This is a genomic window from Nocardia arseniciresistens (assembly GCF_046764875.1).
Taxonomy (GTDB): domain Bacteria; phylum Actinomycetota; class Actinomycetes; order Mycobacteriales; family Mycobacteriaceae; genus Nocardia; species Nocardia arseniciresistens.
Genome location: NZ_JBKORD010000007.1, coordinates 148,631 through 165,504 on the forward strand (window position 1 = coordinate 148,631; position 16,874 = coordinate 165,504).

The following is a 16,874-nucleotide window of genomic DNA, read 5'->3' on the forward strand; positions in this document are numbered from 1 at the left end:
TCGGCTGTGCACATCCATATCCCAGGGCCGCAAACCCATCGCGCCGACGCGGACCGCGAATCACGACATCAACAGTCGAACGACAGCGACGATCCCGACGACGACGATGACCGCGCGCAGCGCATTGGGCGGCAAGCGCCTACCCATCTTGGCACCCAATTGTCCGCCGATGACCGAGCCGATCGCGATGAGCGCGACCACGGTCCAGTCCACGTCGGCGACCAACGTGAAGACAACCGCTGATACCGCGTTCACCAGCAGCCCGAGCACATTCTTGACCCCGTTGAGCCGCTGTATGTCCTCATGCACGAATACCCCGAGCAGCCCGATCAGCAGCACCCCCTGGGCCGCGCCGAAGTAGCCCCCGTAGATGCCCGCGGCGAAAACCGCGACGAACAAGATCAGGCCGCCGTGCTCGGGTTCCGGCCCGGTGTCGGCCTCCCGACGCCGCTTCACCCACCGTGCCAGCCTCGGTTGCACCACGACAAGAACGAGCGCGGCGATGATCAGCACCGGCACGATCGCCTTGAAGGCCGTCGCCGGGAGCGTCAGCAGCAGCACCGCGCCGGTGGTGCCGCCGAGCAGCGACGCGGTGCCGAGCCTGATCAGCCTGGCGCGCTGGCCCTCCAGCTCACGCCGATAGCCGATCACGCCGCTTATCCCACCTGGAACAAGCCCGATCGTGTTCGACACATTCGCCGTCACCGGAGGAAGTCCGAACGCGAGCAGCACGGGGAAGGTGATCAGGGTGCCCGACCCCACGATGGTGTTGATGCCGCCCGCCGCGATGCCCGCGCCGAAAACGGCCAGTTGTTCCAGCCAAGTCATATGAAATCCTTCGACGTCCCGCCGGACCGAGTCCGGACAAGCCGTACAAGCGTTTGTGTGCCAGGTCGGAACGCTATAGGTAATGTCGGATGACCGGACGACAGGACCGGGCTATGAGGAAGGTGACGCGGCACGGTAAACTCCCAGTCATCATGCAGCGGGCACTTCTTCTCAGCCGCCGCGACGGGGTCTGATCCGACCGGCCTCCCGTCGCGGGGTTCCGCCGCGCCGGTCGACCCTTGAATGGGATCCACCACACCCTTCGGAGAATCGCCATGTCCCCCGCTGACGCCTTCGTGTCCGGCTCGCGCACCATCGTGCCCCCGTCGAAGCCCGCCCCTGCCGACCAGCCAGGCTGGAACACCCAGAAGATCTCCTCGATGCCGACGTTCCGGTACCGGCCCTTCGCCGAGGAGGTCGAGCCGATCGAAGTGCCCGACCGCACCTGGCCCGACAAGGTCATCGATCGCGCGCCCGGCTGGTGCGCTGTCGACCTGCGCGACGGCAACCAAGCGCTGATCGACCCGATGAGCCCCGCCCGCAAGCGCCGCATGTTCGACCTGCTGGTGCGGATGGGTTACAAGGAGATCGAGGTCGGCTTCCCTTCGGCGAGCCAGACCGATTTCGACTTCGTCCGCGAGATCATCGAGGACGGCGCGATCCCCGAGGACGTCACCATCCAGGTACTGACCCAGTGCCGCGCCGAGCTGATCGAGCGCACCTTCGAGGCCTGCGCGGGTGCGACGAACGTGATCGTGCACTTCTACAACTCGACCTCGGTCCTGCAGCGGCGTGTGGTGTTCCGCGCGGACCAGGCCGCGGTGAAGAAGATCGCCACCGATGCGGCGAAGCTGTGCCTGGAGATCGAAAAGCAGTACCCGGACACCACCTGGCGCTACGAGTACAGCCCGGAGTCCTACACCGGCACCGAGCTGTCCTACGCCAGGGAGGTCTGCGACGCGGTCACCGAGATCATCGCGCCGACCCCCGCCAAACCGATGATCATCAACCTGCCGGCGACCGTCGAGATGGCGACCCCGAACGTTTACGCCGACTCGATCGAGTGGATGAGCCGCAACCTGGCCCGCCGCGATTCGATCGTGCTCTCGCTGCACCCGCACAACGACCGCGGCACCGCGGTGGCCGCCGCGGAGCTGGGCTACCAGGCGGGCGCGGACCGCATCGAAGGCTGCCTGTTCGGTAATGGTGAGCGCACCGGCAACGTCTGCCTGGTCACGTTGGGGATGAACCTGTTCTCCCGCGGCGTCGACCCGCAGATCAACTTCTCCGACATCGACGAAATCCGTCGCACCGTCGAATACTGCAACCAGCTGCCGGTGCACGAGCGCCACCCCTACGGCGGCGACCTGGTCTACACCGCGTTCTCCGGATCGCATCAGGACGCGATCAACAAGGGCCTGGACGCGATGAAGGTGGCCGCGGATGCCGCGAACTCCGACGTCGACGACATCACCTGGGAGGTGCCGTACCTGCCGATCGACCCGAAGGATGTGGGCCGCACCTACGAGGCCGTCATCCGAGTCAACTCGCAGTCCGGCAAGGGCGGCGTCGCCTACATCATGAAGACCGATCACGGGCTGGTGCTGCCGCGGCGGCTGCAGATCGAGTTCTCCCAGGCGGTGCAGCGGATCACCGACGGCGAGGGCGGCGAGGTCACCCCGAAGGAGATGTGGGACGTCTTCTCCGAGGAGTACCTCCGCCCGATTCTGCCGCTGGAGCGGATGCGGCAGAAGGTGACCGCCTCGGAGATCGACGGCGGCGTCGACGCCATTTCCGCGATCGTCAAGGTCGACGGCACCGAGCAGGAGATCACCGGCAACGGCAACGGACCGCTCGCCGCGTTCGTCGAAGCACTGTCGACGATCGGCTACGACGTGCGCGTGCTGGATTACTCCGAGCACGCGATGTCGGCGGGTGACGATGCGCAGGCCGCCGCGTATGTGGAGTGCGCGATCGGCGAGAAGGTGGTGTGGGGCGTCGGCATCGCCACCTCCATCACCACCGCGTCGCTGCGCGCGGTGGTCTCGGCGGTGAACCGGGCGCACTGATCTCGGTCGGCCCACTGATCCGGGTCGATCCGATCATCTCGGTCGACGAAGTACGGTGAGAGCCGGACGCCTTGGTACGCAACGAAAGTTGCTGATCGTCTCGAGCGACCTGCAAGCAGTCGCTAGCGATCGTCTCGAGCGACCTGCAAGCAGTCGCTAGCGATCGTCTCGAGCGACCTGCAAGCAGTCGCCAACGGCCCCTGGCGTCCGGCTCTCGATATTGTTGGCAGAGACCGGCAATCGGGCCACGATCGGTGGCGTGTCTGCATGCCGTGTTCGCCGTCTACACCACGGCACGGGTCACCGAACCCCGTGCTAGCGTTGGTTTGCATTCAAGCGCCGAGCTTCTCTGCTCGAATTCCCGAGCAGATGGGGGAACTGTGACTACAAACGACCACAATCCGACGTCTCCGCCCTGGCTGCAGAGTCATTCGGTAGATACGGCCGAGGTCACCACCGAGGCCGACGGACAGCAGACAGCGGCTGACGCCGACGACCTCGACACCCGCAGCGCCGAAGTGTCGGCTGCCGACGTCGCGCCAGAACCATCCGACGCCACCGAAGTGCAGGAATCCAGCACGGATTCGGAGGAACGGCCCGAGGCGGAATCGCAGGAAGCGCCTGCACAGCAGGAGGCGGAGCAGTTCGCCGGGTTCCCACCAATGGTGGGCCCGATGGACCAGACCACCTCCTATGCGCACGCCGCGCCACAGCAGTCCTACGGTCCGCCAGAAGGATTCGCGCCGCCGCCGCAGGACCAGTTCGCGCCGCCGCCGCCAGAAGGATTCGCGCCGCCACCACAGGAACAGTTCGCGCCGCAACCGCAGGACCAGTTCGCGCCGCCGCCGCCAGAAGGATTCGCGCCGCCGCCGCAGGAACAGTTCGCGCCGCACACCACCGGTCAGTTCGCTCCGCACCCGGCGGAGCAGTACCAGCCCGCTCCGTATCAGTCGGGTCCCCCGGGTCCGTATCAGCCGGGCCCCTACCAGCCCGGTGCGCCGGTCGGCCCGACCGAGAGTGGCGGCCACCCGGTACAACCGACGCCCGATCAGCAGAACTACGGCGAGTACCGGCAGGAGATCGGCCCCGATGGGTTGGTCCGGCGGGTGCAGCAGGACCCGTCGGAAGGCCAAGGCGATCAGTCGAGCGCGCCGATCTACAGCTGGGCGCCGCCGCCCCCGCCGATGCAGCAGCACGCACCGCCGATGCAGCAGCACGCACCGCCGATGCAGCAGCAGCAGATGTACCAGCAACCGGGCCCGCCCGTCGGACAACCGCCCCCTGGCCAGCAAGGCCCCATGGGTCAGATGCCACCGCCCGGCTGGCCGGGCGAGCCGAATCCGCATCAGCCGCAACAGCCGTTCCAGCCACAGCACATGCCGCAGCCGGGCCAGCCAGGCCATTCGGTCAACGATCTGAATCTGCTCAAGCGCGCCCGCAAGGCGCCTCGCAGCGGCTGGCGCCGGACGGTACACAAGGCCACCGGCGGCATGCTCAATCCCGGCGAATCCGCGGCCGATCTCGTCCATCGCGATCTCGTCGAGCGAGTGAATCAGCCGGTGCGCGGGGACTACCGGATCGCGATCCTCTCGCTCAAGGGTGGCGTCGGCAAGACCACCACCACAGTGGGACTCGGTTCGACGTTCTCGACGATGCGCGGTGATCGGGTGATCGCGATCGACGCGAACCCCGACCTCGGCACGCTCGGCCATCGAGTTCCGCGCCAGACCCGCTCCACCGTGCGCAACCTGCTCGAAGACCAGCACATCACCAGGTACTCGGATGTCCGCGCGCATACCTCGCAGGCGCCGAGCCGACTGGAAGTACTTGCCAGCGAACAGGATCCGGCGGTGTCGGAGGCCTTCAGCGAGTCCGACTACCGGCAGGCCATCGCGACTCTGCAATCGTTCTACAACATCATCCTCACCGACTGTGGCACCGGCCTGATGCACTCGGCCATGGCGGGCGTGCTGGACATGGCCAGCTCGCTGGTGCTGGTCACCTCACCCGCCATCGACGGCGCGCGCAGCGCGTCGGCCACACTGGACTGGCTGGACCACCACGGGTACAGCAAGCTCGTCGAGCGCACGGTCGTGGTGGTGAACGCCTCGCGCCGCGGTGCTTCCACGGTTGATCTCGACCAACTGCGCAAGCTGTTCCTCGACCGCACCCGCGCGGTCCAGGTGGTGCCCTTCGACGACCACCTCGCCGAGGGTGCGGAAATCGACCTGGAATTGGTGAGCAAGCCGACCCGGCGCGCACTGCTGGAACTCGCCGCTATGGTGGCCGACGATTTCGGTTACATCGGTGCGCAGCAGCACCGGGGCGGACGGCACTAGAACTCGAGAATCTCGACGAGCCCGGCGCATGTCGCGCCGGGCTCGTCGAGTTCAGGGGGTAGTTCGCGTCCACAAATATGCTGCGCCCCAAGGTTATTCAGCGGTCACCTGCCGTGCGGCGGTTTCGAAGGCAGTCAATACAGCGGCGATGGCCGGGCGCTTGTCGGCGTGTGGGCGAGTGGCCAGTTCATACAGGCGCGCGGCGCGGACGCCGGACAACCGCAGCACCGCCAGTTCTGGGTGCGCTACGGCGAACCTGGGCATCAAGGCCACCGCGTAGTCCGCGGCCACCAGGGTTTCGATTACCCGGAAGTCGTTGAGGCGCTGCGCGATACGTGGCTGGACGCCGGTCATGGTCGCGATCGAGCGGAGCACGTCGTCGACGGGAAAGCCGCCGCGGACGCTCAACCAGGTTTCGTCGGCGAGCTCGGCGGGGGTCACCTCGGAGCGTCCGGCGAGCGGATGGGTCGGTGCGACAACGACATCGGTGGGTTCACGCATGAGCACCCGGGTGACAACGCGGGAACCGTCGATCGCGGGGGCGCGCTCGTCACGATGGGTGAGGACGATGTCGTAGTCCGCGAGCAGCCGGGGCACTTCGGTCGGCGGCAGGTCCACGTCACTGGCGATGACCTCGACGCCGCTGTCGGCCATCGCGGGCAGCACATACGGCAGCAGCAGCGAGGCACCCGACGGGAACAACGCGACGCGGACCCGCCCGCGCGGCGAGCCACGATAGTGCGCCATCTCGGCCACGGCCTTGTCCATCGCCGCCAGCACCTCATCGGCGCGCAGCACCAGCGCCTGACCCGCGTCGGTGAGCCGGACCCTGCGCCCGTCGGGCTCCAGCAGCGCGACCCCGGCCTCCTTGGCGAGCACCTTCAGCTGTTGTGACACCGCCGACGGCGTCATCGACAGCGCCGACGCGACGGCCGCGATGGTGCCGCGGTCGGCGAATGCGCGAAGCACGCGCAGACGTTCGACGGTCATCGGCGGCCCGACCGGCGCATTGTCCGGATTGATCATTCAGCAATGCTACATAAACCATGCATATTAATTCGATTGTCCTTATGGGTCTGGTTGCCCACGATGAAAGGCGTGACCAATCGTGACCGCCTGCTCGGCCTAACCGTCGTCCTGCTCTGGGGGCTGAACTTCATCGCCATCCGGGTCGGGCTCGACCACTTTCCGCCCGTCTTCTTCGCAGCGCTGCGCTTCGCGGTCATGGCGGTGCCGGTGATCCTGTTCGTGCCGCGCCCGAATGTGCCGCTGCGCTGGCTATTGCTGTACGGCGTCGGGTTCGGCATCCTGCAATTCGCCTTCCTGTTCACCGCGATGCGGGAGGGCATGCCGACCGGACTGGCCTCGCTGGTGCTGCAATCCTCCGCACCGTTCACCGTTGTCCTCGGCGCACTGCTACTGCGCGAACGGCTCCGGCCGGTCCAGCTGGCCGGGCTCGGGGTCGCGGTCGCGGGCATCGTGGTGATCGGCATCGACCGCGCCCAGCAGGCCCCGCTGCTGCCGGTGCTGTTGACACTGGCGGGCGGTCTCGGCTGGGCCTTCGGAAACATCGGCTCCAGAAAGGCCAGCGCGGGCGGGGGCGTCAACACGCTGCACCTGACACTGTGGATGACCGTGATCCCACCGATCCCCCTGTTCGCCCTCTCCGCGCTCACCGAGGGCCCGAGCACCGGCCTGCGCGCACTGACCGAGGTCGCCACCCCGACCGGCTGGCCATCACTTGTCGCGCTCGCCTACATCGTGGTGCTCGGCACTGCCGCGGGCTCGGGCCTGTGGACCTACCTGATGAGCCGCTACCCGGCTGGCACGGTCGCTCCCCTGTCGCTGCTGGTTCCGGTGGTCGGCATCGCCGCGGCATGGGCCGCGCTCGACGAAAAGCCGTCCCCGCTATCGCTGGTCGGCGGACTCATCGTGATCGCGGGAGCATTCGTCGCGACGACTGCGGGGCGTCGAGCCGAAGCGAACAACACAGCGACGGAACCTGCCTCGACCTCGCCCGCACCCGAGAACGCATCGGCGCCTGCGCTTGTCGGCCGGACCCGGCTCGCGGAGGTCTGACGCCGATGCCACGCGGTTGAGTGGGAAGGTTCCTCGCATCGGTTCAGTCGTTCGCACTCAGTCGAGCACCCCGCACGTTTACCATCAGGCGGCGGTAACCAGGGTGGGGTAGCTGCACCCGGGATAGGCCGCTTTACAGTGTGCAGTGCGTGTTAATAGTCCCGAAAAGGCTGGGCAGCAGAGTTGCGCATGGCAGAACATCGATGGCCCGTGTCACGACGGGCAGTGCTTCGTGGCACGGTCGCGGCGGGAGTGGCGACAGCGGGGGCTTTGACAGCAGGCGGGCTGAGACCGGCGCCTGCCTCCGGCAGTCCCGGTGGCAGGCGGGTCGCGGTGTTCGGCGGCGGGGTCGCGGGGTTGACCGCGGCGCACGAACTCGCCGAGCGTGGTTTCCAGGTCACCGTCTATGAGCGACGCGCACTCGGCGGTAAAGCACGCAGTATCCCGGTGCCCGGCACCGGATCACAGGGACGGCCGGATCTGCCCGGCGAGCACGGATTCCGTTTCTTTCCCGGCTTCTATCAACACATTCCGGACACGATGCGGCGGATTCCTTTCGCGGACAATCCGAACGGCGTCTGGAACAATCTGATCGGCGTGCCGGAGGCGCGGTTCGCCCGCCAGGGCGGTGACGACTTCCGGCTCCCCCTCGGCGCGCGAGCCCGCACCGCGTTCACCCCGGAGATGTTCCGGGAGACCGTCGGCGCGGCCATCACCACGACGCTGAAAATGCCTGCCGCCGAAGGTCTGTACTTCGCCGATCGGCTGCTTGTCTTCAACTCGAGTTGTGACGCTCGCCGGTTCGGGCAGTGGGAACACATGTCCTGGCGCGAATACGTCGGCGGGCATCAGCGCTCGCACGAGTTTCGCGCGCTGCTCTCGCGCACCCTGACCAGCATCATGGTCGCCGCCAAGGAGGATATCGCCAGCGTTCGCACCATCGGCAATATGGGTGAACAGTTCCTCGGCAATCCCTTCGAGATCGGCAATGACGGCGCGCTCGACCGCGTGCTGAACGGTCCGACCAACTCGGTGTGGATAGAGCCGTGGGTGCGGCGGCTGCGCGAACTCGGCGTGCAATTCGCGCTCGGCGCCGAGGTGCGCGGGCTCGAGATGCGTGACCGCCGGATCGCCGGTGCCCGCGTCGTCGACGAGACCGGCGCGCAGCGCACCGTCGATGCCGATTACTTCGTGGTGGCGCTCTCCGCCGAGCGGGCCCGCGAGCTGTGGTCGCCGGAGGTGCTCGCGGTCCGGCCGGATCTGGCGGCGATGGACGGCTTGTTCGTCGACTGGATGAACGGCATCCAGTTCTATCTGCGCAGCCCTGCGGATATCTCGCGCGGGCACACCGCCTTCATCGATGCGCCGTGGTCGCTCACCTCGATCTCCCAGAACCAGCTGTGGACAAGGAAACTCACCGAGTTCGGCGACGGGAACGTGCAGGACTGCCTCTCGGTCGACATCTCCGACTGGAATACCCCCGGCATGCTCTACGGCAAGACGGCCAAGGAGTGCACGCGCGAGGAGATCGCTCGCGAGGTGTGGGCGCAGATGACCGCGCACCTCAACGATCGCGGTGCGGTGCTGCGCGATGCCGATCTGCATTCGTGGTTCCTCGACCCCGGCATCGCCTGGCAGGCCGACCAACAGCGCAACGCGAACGCCGATCCGTTGCTCATCAATACCGCCGGATCATGGGAGTATCGGCCACAGCCGCACGGCGCGCTCGAAAATCTTTTCCTCGCAGGTGATTACGTGCGCACCAACATCGACCTCGCGACGATGGAGGGCGCCAATGAGTCCGCGCGCGCCGCGGTGAACGCGCTACTCGACGTCGCGGGCTCAACCGCCGAGCGTTGCCGTACGTTCACGCTGTATCGCGCCGCCGAGTTGGAGCCGTTTCGCCGTATCGACGCGGATCGCTACGCCGCCGGCCAGCCGAATCTGTTCGACGTCCAGATCTGAGCTGCGCAGGTGTGATCGATCTCCTCTCGCCGGGACACTCGATCGCGGAGGCGGTGCTGCCGGTGTTTGAATCGAGGTATGCGCGAGAACATCGGCACGGATGAGATCACCGACCCCACCGACCTCAGGCAGTTGCTCGGCGAAGTCATGCCACGCGCCGTGAACAAAGAGCGCATCGCACTGCACCCCAGGGACCGCGAATGGATCGCGAACTCGCCGTTCCTGATCATGAGTACCAGCGACGCCGACGGTAATTGCGACGCATCCCCCAAGGGTGACCCGGCCGGTTTCGTGCAGGTGCTCGACGACCGGACCCTCGCGGTTCCGGAAAGGCCCGGCAATCGCCGCGCCGACGGGTACCTCAATATTCTCGCCAACCCCCATATCGGCCTGCTGTTCCTGATCCCGGGACGACGCGAGACACTGCGCATCAATGGCCGGGCCCGTCTGGTGCGCGACGCGCCCTACTTCGACAACATGGTGGTCAAGGGAAATCGACCGATCCTCGCGGTCGAGGTCGAGGTCGAGCAGATCTTCCTGCACTGCGCGAAGGCGTTCATGCGCAGCCACCTGTGGCAGCCGGAGCAGTGGCCGGTGGATACCCTGCCGAGCCACGCCTGCCTGGTCAAGGAGATCCAGGCCGATATCACCGAGTCGGTCGAAGAACTCGAGCGCTACTACTCGGCGAACTACGACGAGAAGCTCTACCGCTACTGACCAGCACGGCCCCCCAGCCCACCACATAGACTCGCGGCGTGGCAGATATTTCGGTGCGTGGGCGGCTCGCGCTGTGGGCAGCAGCTGCGGCGTCGTGGGCTTCGCAGAAGGCCGGACGTGGCAAGGGCTCGATGATCGGCGGATTGATCGCACTGAAGATCGATCCGACGGTCATGGATCAGCTCGGACGCGGCAAGCGCACAGTGCTGGTGACCGGCACCAACGGTAAATCGACGACCACGCGGATGACAACGGCCGCGCTCGGCAGCCTCGGCGAGGTCGCCACGCAGGCCGACGGCGCCAATATGGACGCCGGGATCGTCGCCGCGCTGAGCACGCATCTCGACGCGCCGCTGGCCGCGATCGAGGTGGACGAACTGCACCTGCCGCACGTCACCGACGCGCTGAACCCGGCCGCCGTCGTGCTGTTGAACCTCAGCCGCGACCAGCTCGATCGGGTCGGCGAGATCAATATGATCGAACGCAAGCTGCGCGCCGGTTTGGCGCGGCACCCCGACGCCGTGGTGATCGCCAATTGCGACGACGTGCTGGTGGCCTCCATCGCCTACGACCATCCGAATGTGGTGTGGGTCGCGGCGGGCAGCGGCTGGGCGGTGGACGCGACGAGCTGTCCGCGCAGCGGCGAGCCCATCGTGTGGGAGGGCACGCACTGGCGCAGCACCGGCGCGGATTTCCGACGCCCCGAACCAACTTGGTGGCTCGACGGCGAAAAGCTTTGCGGCCCAGATGGGTTGGCCCTGCCGCTACGGCTTGCTCTGCCGGGGCGTGCGAATCGCGGTAATGCCGCGCAGGCGGTGGCCGCCGCCGTCGCGCTCGGCGCGGACCCAGCGGCCGCGGCAACGGCTACCGGAACCGTGCAGGAGATCGCGGGCCGCTACCGAACCGTTCAGGTCGGCGAGCACACCGCGCGACTGTTGCTCGCGAAGAATCCGGCGGGCTGGCAGGAAGCGCTCTCGATGATCGAACCGACCGCCGCCGGGCTCGTGATCGCGGTGAACGGGCAGGTGCCCGACGGCGAGGACCTGTCCTGGCTGTGGGACGTGCGCTTCGAACACTTCGAGGGCGTTCAGGTGGTGGCCGCCGGCGAGCGCGCGACCGATCTCGCCGTCCGCCTCACCTACGCCGGAGTCGAACACACCACGGTGCCGGATCCCTTGCGCGCCATCGCTTCCTGCCCCGCTGGGCGGGTCGAAGTGCTGGCGAACTACACGGCGTTCCGTGATCTCAACCGCGACCTGGAGGGGCGGAAGCCATGAGCGAGCGAATCACGTCCGTGCGACTCGGCGAGGTGCGGCCATGACTCGATCAACGGTACAAATCGGGCTGGTGCTGCCCGATGTCATGGGTACCTACGGCGACGGCGGCAATGCGCTGGTGTTGCGCCAACGGTTGCGGATGCGCGGCTACGACGCCGAGGTCATCGAAATCACGCTGGCCGACCCGGTTCCCGAGTCACTGGACATCTATACCCTCGGCGGAGCGGAGGATTCGGCGCAGCGCCTTGCCACCCGGCATCTACAGCGCTATCCCGGCTTGCAGCAGGCCGCCGCGAAAGGCGCTCCGGTGCTTGCCATCTGCGCCGCAATCCAGGTGCTCGGCAACTGGTATGAGACCTCATCGGGCGAACGCGTCGACGGTGTCGGCCTCATCGATGCCACCACAACACCCCAGCAGAAGCGCGCCATCGGCGAGGTGACCACCACACCCATGCTCGCCGGTCTCACCGCACCGCTGAGCGGCTTCGAAAACCACCGCGGCGGAACCACACTCGGCCCCGATGCGACCGGCCTCGCCCGCGTCACCCGCGGCGTAGGCAATGGTGTCGGCGATGGGCTGGAGGGCGTCGTCCAGGGTTCCACCCTCGGGACCTACATGCACGGCCCCGCATTGGCCCGCAATCCCGAACTCGCCGACCTGCTGCTCGCCCGCGCCCTCGGCGTATCGGAGCTGGCACCGCTCGACCTCCCCGAGGTCGAACAATTGCGCCGGGAACGCCTGCGCGCCTGAGTGATCGGGTCGCGGACCAATGCCCGCCGGTAAGCCTGCGTGCGTCGAGAAGTGGCACGCGATGGTCGGTTCGTGAGTACAGCTGTCCAATGGGCGAACACCGCTGGATTGCGAGGATGGCAACCTCATACTTCTGGCAGTAGGGATCTCGTGTGACCAGTGTGAGGTCTTCGCACTGCGCTTGCGCCACGAGCATGCGGTCGAACGGGTCCCGATGGATCATCGGCAGGCGCCCGGCCGCGATGGCGTGATCGTGGTTGATCGGCAGCGGAATGAATCCGCTGTCTCGGACACGTTCAGGCAAATCCTCAGGACCCGCCAGCTTCCCGGTGGCCTGCTCGAGGGCGATTTCCCAAATCGTCGCGGCGCTCATGTACACGTCCGGATCATGGTCGAGCCGTTCCTTCAGATCATCCGACAACGCGGGATCGTCGTTCAACCACCACAACACCACATGGGTGTCCAGCAGCAGGCTCATGGCTTCGAGCCGAAGTCGCCGGCGATTGCGGCATTGGTCTCCTCGGAATCCCAATCCGGAGCGAGCACCAGTTGACCGCGCAGCGACCCGCGGCCAGTGCGGTCGGCTCGGCGGACGAGCGGCACGACCTTGGCAACGGGATGGCCGGCACGGCTGATGACAATCTCCTCGCCGTGTTCGACCCGCTCGATGATTCGCGACAGATTGGTCTTGGCTTCGTGGATATCGAATTGTTCCGCTGCGTTGCCCGACATACCGCCTCCTTAGCTAAGGGTTAGTCCAGTGCGTGTCGCAAGGCCAGAAAATGCTGGTAGCACGTCCGAATTCCGCACACGCGACCTGAGCAGCGGCCCAGGTCGGGCAGGGGTCGAATTTCGGAGACATGGACCGAGGCCACGGTTTTGTTCACGCCGCGCGCAACTCTCCTCGGATACCGACGCGCGCAATAACGTCGTAGTTTCGTCCGAATCGGACGCGCCTTGCCGCCGACCGGGTGACGTGGTGTCGGTACGCGAATCGAGGAACGCATGACCGCCGTTGCTCCGGCTCGAGACCGAGCCGTCGCCGAGGAAGACCCGGCACCCCGGCGCGATCGACGGAACTACCGCCGACTGCTCGGCCCGGCACTGACCCGGCTCGGCGCATTGGCGGTGGTGCTGGTTTCGTGGGCCGCGATCACCGCGGCGGGGTTCGTCGATCCGCTCTATCTACCCTCGCCGCACGCGGTGTGGGATGCGTTCGTGCGAGCGAATACTCGCCATCAGATCGCGCCCGGCGTCGATCGGATGGTGATCGGCGAGCAGAACTATTACCTCTGGGAGCATTTGGTCGCCAGCCTGCAACGGATCGCCGCCGGGGTCGGACTCGCGATCGTCGTCGGGCCGCTGATCGGGTTCGTGATGGGGATGGTGACGCCGGTGCGGCTGGTCACCGAGCCGATATTGAACTTCCTGCGCTCGCTGCCGCCGCTGGGCTACATCGGGCTGCTCATAGTCTGGTTCGGCATCGGTGACACCTCGAAGATCTGGCTGCTGTTCCTCGCCGCCTTCCCGCCGATCGCCATCGCGACGCTCAACGGCGTCACGACCGTCCGGCAGGACTACCTCAACGCCGCCCGATCGCTCGGCGCGGGCCGGTCGCAGGTGATCACGCACGTGGTGCTTCCCGCGACCCTGCCCGAGGTGATCAGCGGCATTCGCATCGCGACCGCCTTCGCCTGGACGACGGTGGTCGCCGCCGAACTCAACAACGGCATCCCCGGTATCGGCGGGCTCGCGTATATCGCTGGCACCCAACTCGATACTCCGCTGACCATCGCCTGCGTCATCGTGATCGGCGCCGCCGCGCTCGCCCTCGATTCGGCGATCAAATTCGTTGGGGACAAGGCAGTTCCATGGAAAGGCAAGGTATGAAATCCGCACTGCGCAGGACTATCTCGACCGGTATCGCGCTGACCGCGGTCATCGCCGCGGCCACCGGCTGCGTGGAATCCGGCAGGGGCGACAGCGGATCGTCCGGACAGGCAGCGGCGTGCCCGTTCCCGGTGGACGACAGCGTCAGCACCGCCGCAAGGATCGGATACCAGGCGATTCCCAATGCCGACCTCTACGTCAAGGACAAGGGTCTGTTGCAGGCGTGCCTGCCGAACGCGAAGGTCACCTGGAGCCAGTTCTCCTCCGGCGCGGACGTGGTGCAGGCCTTCGGTGCGGGCAGCCTCGATATCGGCACATTGGGCTCCAGCCCCGCGACCAAGGCGCTGTCGGCGCCGCTGAATCTGCCGGTCCGGGTGCTGTGGATCCATGACGTCATCGGTAAGTCGGAATCGCTTGTCGCCAAGGACAAGTCGATCACGTCGCTGGCAGGTCTGCGCGGCAGGCGGATCGCGACGCCGTTCGGCAGCACCGCGCATTACAGCCTGCTCGCCGCACTCGGTAAGGCCGGGCTGGCCAATGACGTGTCGCTGATCAATATGAAGCCGGACGCCATCCCCGGCGCTTGGAACGGCGATCAGATCGACGCGGCGTGGGTGTGGGATCCGACGCTGTCCAAGCTCGTCGAATCCGGCGGCACGATAGTCACCAGCAGCGCGGACACCGCCGCGGCGGGTGCGCCCACCTTCGATCTCAGCGTCGCGGACAAGAAGTTCCTCGACGAGAACGCCCGCTTCGCGGTGGTCTGGGCGAAGGTTCAGGACTACGCCGTCGAGCGGTTGCGCACCGCACCCGACGAGGCGGCCGTCTCGATCGGCGCACAGCTCGGGGTCGAACCGAAGCTGGTCGGTCCGCAGTTGGCGGGATACACCTATCTGAGCGCGAAAGACCAAGCGAGCGTGCGATATCTGGGTGGCGATTTCGGCGGCACGCTGCGCGATACCGCCGAATTCCTGTTGGGCCAGGGTGGTGTCGATGCGGTCGGAACCGAACAGGTCTACCGCGACAGCATCTACTCCGACGCCGCCGAGGGCGCATCGTCATGACCGCGTCGCGCGACGAGCACTGGGTGACCCTGACCGGAGTCAGCAAGAGCTACCCCGGCGCGCACGGGGCGACCCAGGTGCTCGCACCGACGGACCTCACGCTCGAGAGTGGTGAATTCCTCTGTGTAGTAGGCCCTTCCGGATGCGGGAAGACCACACTGCTCAACATCCTCGCCGGTTTCATCGAGCCGACCGAGGGCTACGCGCACGTCGACGGCCGACCGATCACCGGGCCGGATCCCGACCGCGGTGTGGTGTTCCAGCAGTCGAACCTCTACCCGTGGCTCTCGGTTCGGCAGAATGTCGAGTTCGGCCCGAAACTCCGTGGCGTGCCACGTCGACGCCGTGCCGCGGCGGCCGACCGGCTACTGGCCATGGTCGGCCTCGATCATCTCGGCGCGCGCAAGCCCTACGAGTTGTCCGGAGGACAGCAGCAGCGCGCTCAGATCGCGCGGGTACTGATCAACGATCCCCAAATCATTTTGATGGACGAGCCTTTCGCCGCACTGGACGCGCTGACAAGGGAGAAACTCCAGGGCGAACTGCTCGCCCTGTGGCGCGAACGCCGCAAAACCGTGCTGTTCGTGACGCATAGCATCGACGAGGCCCTGCTCTTGGGCACCCGCGTCATCGTGATGGGCGCGCGTCCCGGCCGCGTCATCTACGACCGCGCGGCATCTTTCAAGGAAGGACTCGACTACGCATCGTTCGCTGCCGTCCGCGCTGCCCCCGGCTTCGCGACGATGCGAGATGAAGTGTCGGAGCATATCTTTGCCGCCCAGGCGGCCTGAGCAGGCCGGATCGGCCGCCGAATCATGTGGACCCTGCGCGACTGCCGGAATTCAGTTCGCCGCCGCGCCGCACAGTTCGTGGACCAGGCGCATTTTCTCCAGGACCGGGTCAGGGAGCACGAAGGGATAGAGGTCAGGGTGGCCCATCGAGCGGTTGACCATGTTGAGGGCCCAGGCCAGCGGTAGCCAGAGCTCGATGAACCTGTCGAAGCCCGCTCGGCCGACTCGAGGACGGTCGAGGGTGGCGCCCGCAGGCGCGAAACCGAACGCCGCCGCGGTGTCGAGGGTGTCGCGGATGTGCAGATAGTGGGCGAAGGTTTCGGCCCAGTCCTCGGCGGCGTGCATGGTGGCGTAGGAGGAGACGTAGCTCGCTTCCCAATTGGGCGGCGTTCCCTCGTCGTAGTGGCGATTCAGCGCCGCCTGATAGTCGGCGAACGGGTCGCCGAAAAGATCCCGGAAGCGTTGCAGCGCATCGTCATCGGCGACAAGAACGGTGAAATAGTAATGACCGATTTCGTGACGGAAGTGGCCGAGCAGGGTGCGGTACGGCTCGTCCATTTCGATACGTAACTGCTCGCGATGTGGGTCGTTGGCCTCGGCGAGATCCAGGGTGATCACGCCGTTCTTGTGGCCGGTGGTGACCTTGTCGGTCGCACTGGAGAGCAGGTCGAAGGCCAGGCCGGATTGCGGGTTCTGGTCGCGGCCGACGATCGGCAGTCCGAGTTCCGTCAACTCCATGATCAACCGCCGCTTGGCCGCCTCGGCCTCCGCGAAGGCCCGCATTCCAGCGGCATCGCCGTCATTGGGGCGGGTGCGGGTCAGCCGGCAGGACTCACAGAGCACCGGGCCGGAATCAGGTACCCGGTTCGGAACCTGTACGAGCCAATTGCACTGCGCCACATGCAGGTTGTCACACAGACGGAACACGCGTCCATCCACCTCGCCAGCCGGGTGACCGTTCGATACCCCCAGGGTGGCATCCGAAATCACCAGCAGCGCGCGATCGGCGAGGCTGAAACCCAGTGGGCTGGAACAGGACAGGCACACAGAGTTTTCGAAAGCCAACTGCTGGCCACAATTCGGACAGGTGAAATCGCGCATGGC

General features: G+C 66.5%; 14 protein-coding genes and 1 pseudogene. 10 read left to right on the forward strand and 5 right to left on the reverse strand.

Annotated features, from left to right (window positions below; all coding sequences use genetic code 11):
- Positions 1-60: 60 nt before the first annotated feature.
- Complete coding sequence (locus ACLMAJ_RS14670) at positions 61-828, reverse strand: sulfite exporter TauE/SafE family protein (RefSeq protein WP_412014212.1); 768 nt, start codon at positions 826-828, stop codon at positions 61-63.
- Positions 829-1,103: 275 nt separating this feature from the next.
- On the opposite strand from ACLMAJ_RS14670, the gene leuA reads away from it, so the two are divergent.
- Positions 1,104-2,897, forward strand: coding sequence for a 2-isopropylmalate synthase (gene leuA, locus ACLMAJ_RS14675; protein WP_412014213.1), 1,794 nt, complete (start codon positions 1,104-1,106; stop codon positions 2,895-2,897).
- Between the two features lie 674 nt (positions 2,898-3,571).
- Positions 3,572-5,236: a MinD/ParA family ATP-binding protein gene (locus tag ACLMAJ_RS14680; protein WP_412014430.1), complete on the forward strand. Its 1,665-nt coding sequence runs from the start codon at positions 3,572-3,574 to the stop codon at positions 5,234-5,236.
- Positions 5,237-5,329: 93 nt separating this feature from the next.
- On the opposite strand, the gene ACLMAJ_RS14685 is transcribed toward ACLMAJ_RS14680, so the two are convergent.
- A complete protein-coding gene (locus tag ACLMAJ_RS14685) occupies positions 5,330-6,226 on the reverse strand; it encodes a LysR family transcriptional regulator (protein ID WP_412014431.1) in 897 nt (298 codons plus the stop codon).
- A 108-nt stretch (positions 6,227-6,334) separates the two neighbouring features.
- Here ACLMAJ_RS14685 and ACLMAJ_RS14690 point away from each other — a divergent pair, with 108 nt between their 5' ends.
- From ACLMAJ_RS14690 to ACLMAJ_RS14710, 5 genes are all read left to right on the forward strand, one after another.
- Entirely contained in the window at positions 6,335-7,315 is a 981-nt protein-coding gene (locus ACLMAJ_RS14690; RefSeq protein WP_412014214.1) for an EamA family transporter, read from the forward strand.
- Between the two features lie 210 nt (positions 7,316-7,525).
- Positions 7,526-9,280 carry a hydroxysqualene dehydroxylase gene (locus ACLMAJ_RS14695; protein ID WP_412014215.1) on the forward strand — a complete coding sequence of 585 codons (1,755 nt, stop codon included), beginning with the start codon at positions 7,526-7,528 and terminating at the stop codon, positions 9,278-9,280.
- A gap of 78 nt (positions 9,281-9,358) precedes the next feature.
- A complete protein-coding gene (locus ACLMAJ_RS14700) occupies positions 9,359-9,997 on the forward strand; it encodes a pyridoxamine 5'-phosphate oxidase family protein (protein WP_412014216.1) in 639 nt (212 codons plus the stop codon).
- A gap of 38 nt (positions 9,998-10,035) precedes the next feature.
- Positions 10,036-11,274 (forward strand): MurT ligase domain-containing protein, encoded by a 1,239-nt coding sequence (locus ACLMAJ_RS14705; protein WP_412014217.1) that lies wholly within the window; start codon positions 10,036-10,038, stop codon positions 11,272-11,274.
- A 40-nt stretch (positions 11,275-11,314) separates the two neighbouring features.
- Positions 11,315-12,025 carry a type 1 glutamine amidotransferase gene (locus tag ACLMAJ_RS14710; RefSeq protein WP_412014218.1) on the forward strand — a complete coding sequence of 237 codons (711 nt, stop codon included), beginning with the start codon at positions 11,315-11,317 and terminating at the stop codon, positions 12,023-12,025.
- A 151-nt stretch (positions 12,026-12,176) separates the two neighbouring features.
- Here the strand turns inward: ACLMAJ_RS14710 and ACLMAJ_RS14715 are convergent.
- Positions 12,177-12,503: pseudogene (locus ACLMAJ_RS14715) on the reverse strand (type II toxin-antitoxin system VapC family toxin); the annotation flags it as partial.
- Complete coding sequence (locus tag ACLMAJ_RS14720; protein WP_412014219.1) at positions 12,500-12,757, reverse strand: type II toxin-antitoxin system Phd/YefM family antitoxin; 258 nt, start codon at positions 12,755-12,757, stop codon at positions 12,500-12,502. The pseudogene ACLMAJ_RS14715 and the gene ACLMAJ_RS14720, both read right to left, overlap by 4 nt.
- 273 nt (positions 12,758-13,030) lie before the next feature.
- Between ACLMAJ_RS14720 and ACLMAJ_RS14725 the strand changes: the two genes are divergently transcribed.
- Genes ACLMAJ_RS14725 through ACLMAJ_RS14735 form a run of 3 tightly spaced genes read left to right on the forward strand, consistent with a single transcriptional unit; the run spans position 13,031 to position 15,770 of the window.
- Positions 13,031-13,915 (forward strand): ABC transporter permease, encoded by an 885-nt coding sequence (locus ACLMAJ_RS14725; protein WP_412014220.1) that lies wholly within the window; start codon positions 13,031-13,033, stop codon positions 13,913-13,915.
- Complete coding sequence (locus tag ACLMAJ_RS14730; protein WP_412014221.1) at positions 13,897-14,979, forward strand: taurine ABC transporter substrate-binding protein; 1,083 nt, start codon at positions 13,897-13,899, stop codon at positions 14,977-14,979. Before ACLMAJ_RS14725 ends, ACLMAJ_RS14730 begins: the two co-directional genes overlap by 19 nt.
- Positions 14,976-15,770 carry an ABC transporter ATP-binding protein gene (locus ACLMAJ_RS14735; RefSeq protein ID WP_412014222.1) on the forward strand — a complete coding sequence of 265 codons (795 nt, stop codon included), beginning with the start codon at positions 14,976-14,978 and terminating at the stop codon, positions 15,768-15,770. Before ACLMAJ_RS14730 ends, ACLMAJ_RS14735 begins: the two co-directional genes overlap by 4 nt.
- 51 nt (positions 15,771-15,821) lie before the next feature.
- Here the strand turns inward: ACLMAJ_RS14735 and ACLMAJ_RS14740 are convergent, their stop codons facing one another.
- Entirely contained in the window at positions 15,822-16,871 is a 1,050-nt protein-coding gene (locus ACLMAJ_RS14740; protein WP_412014223.1) for a zinc-binding metallopeptidase family protein, read from the reverse strand.
- Positions 16,872-16,874: the final 3 nt, after the last annotated feature.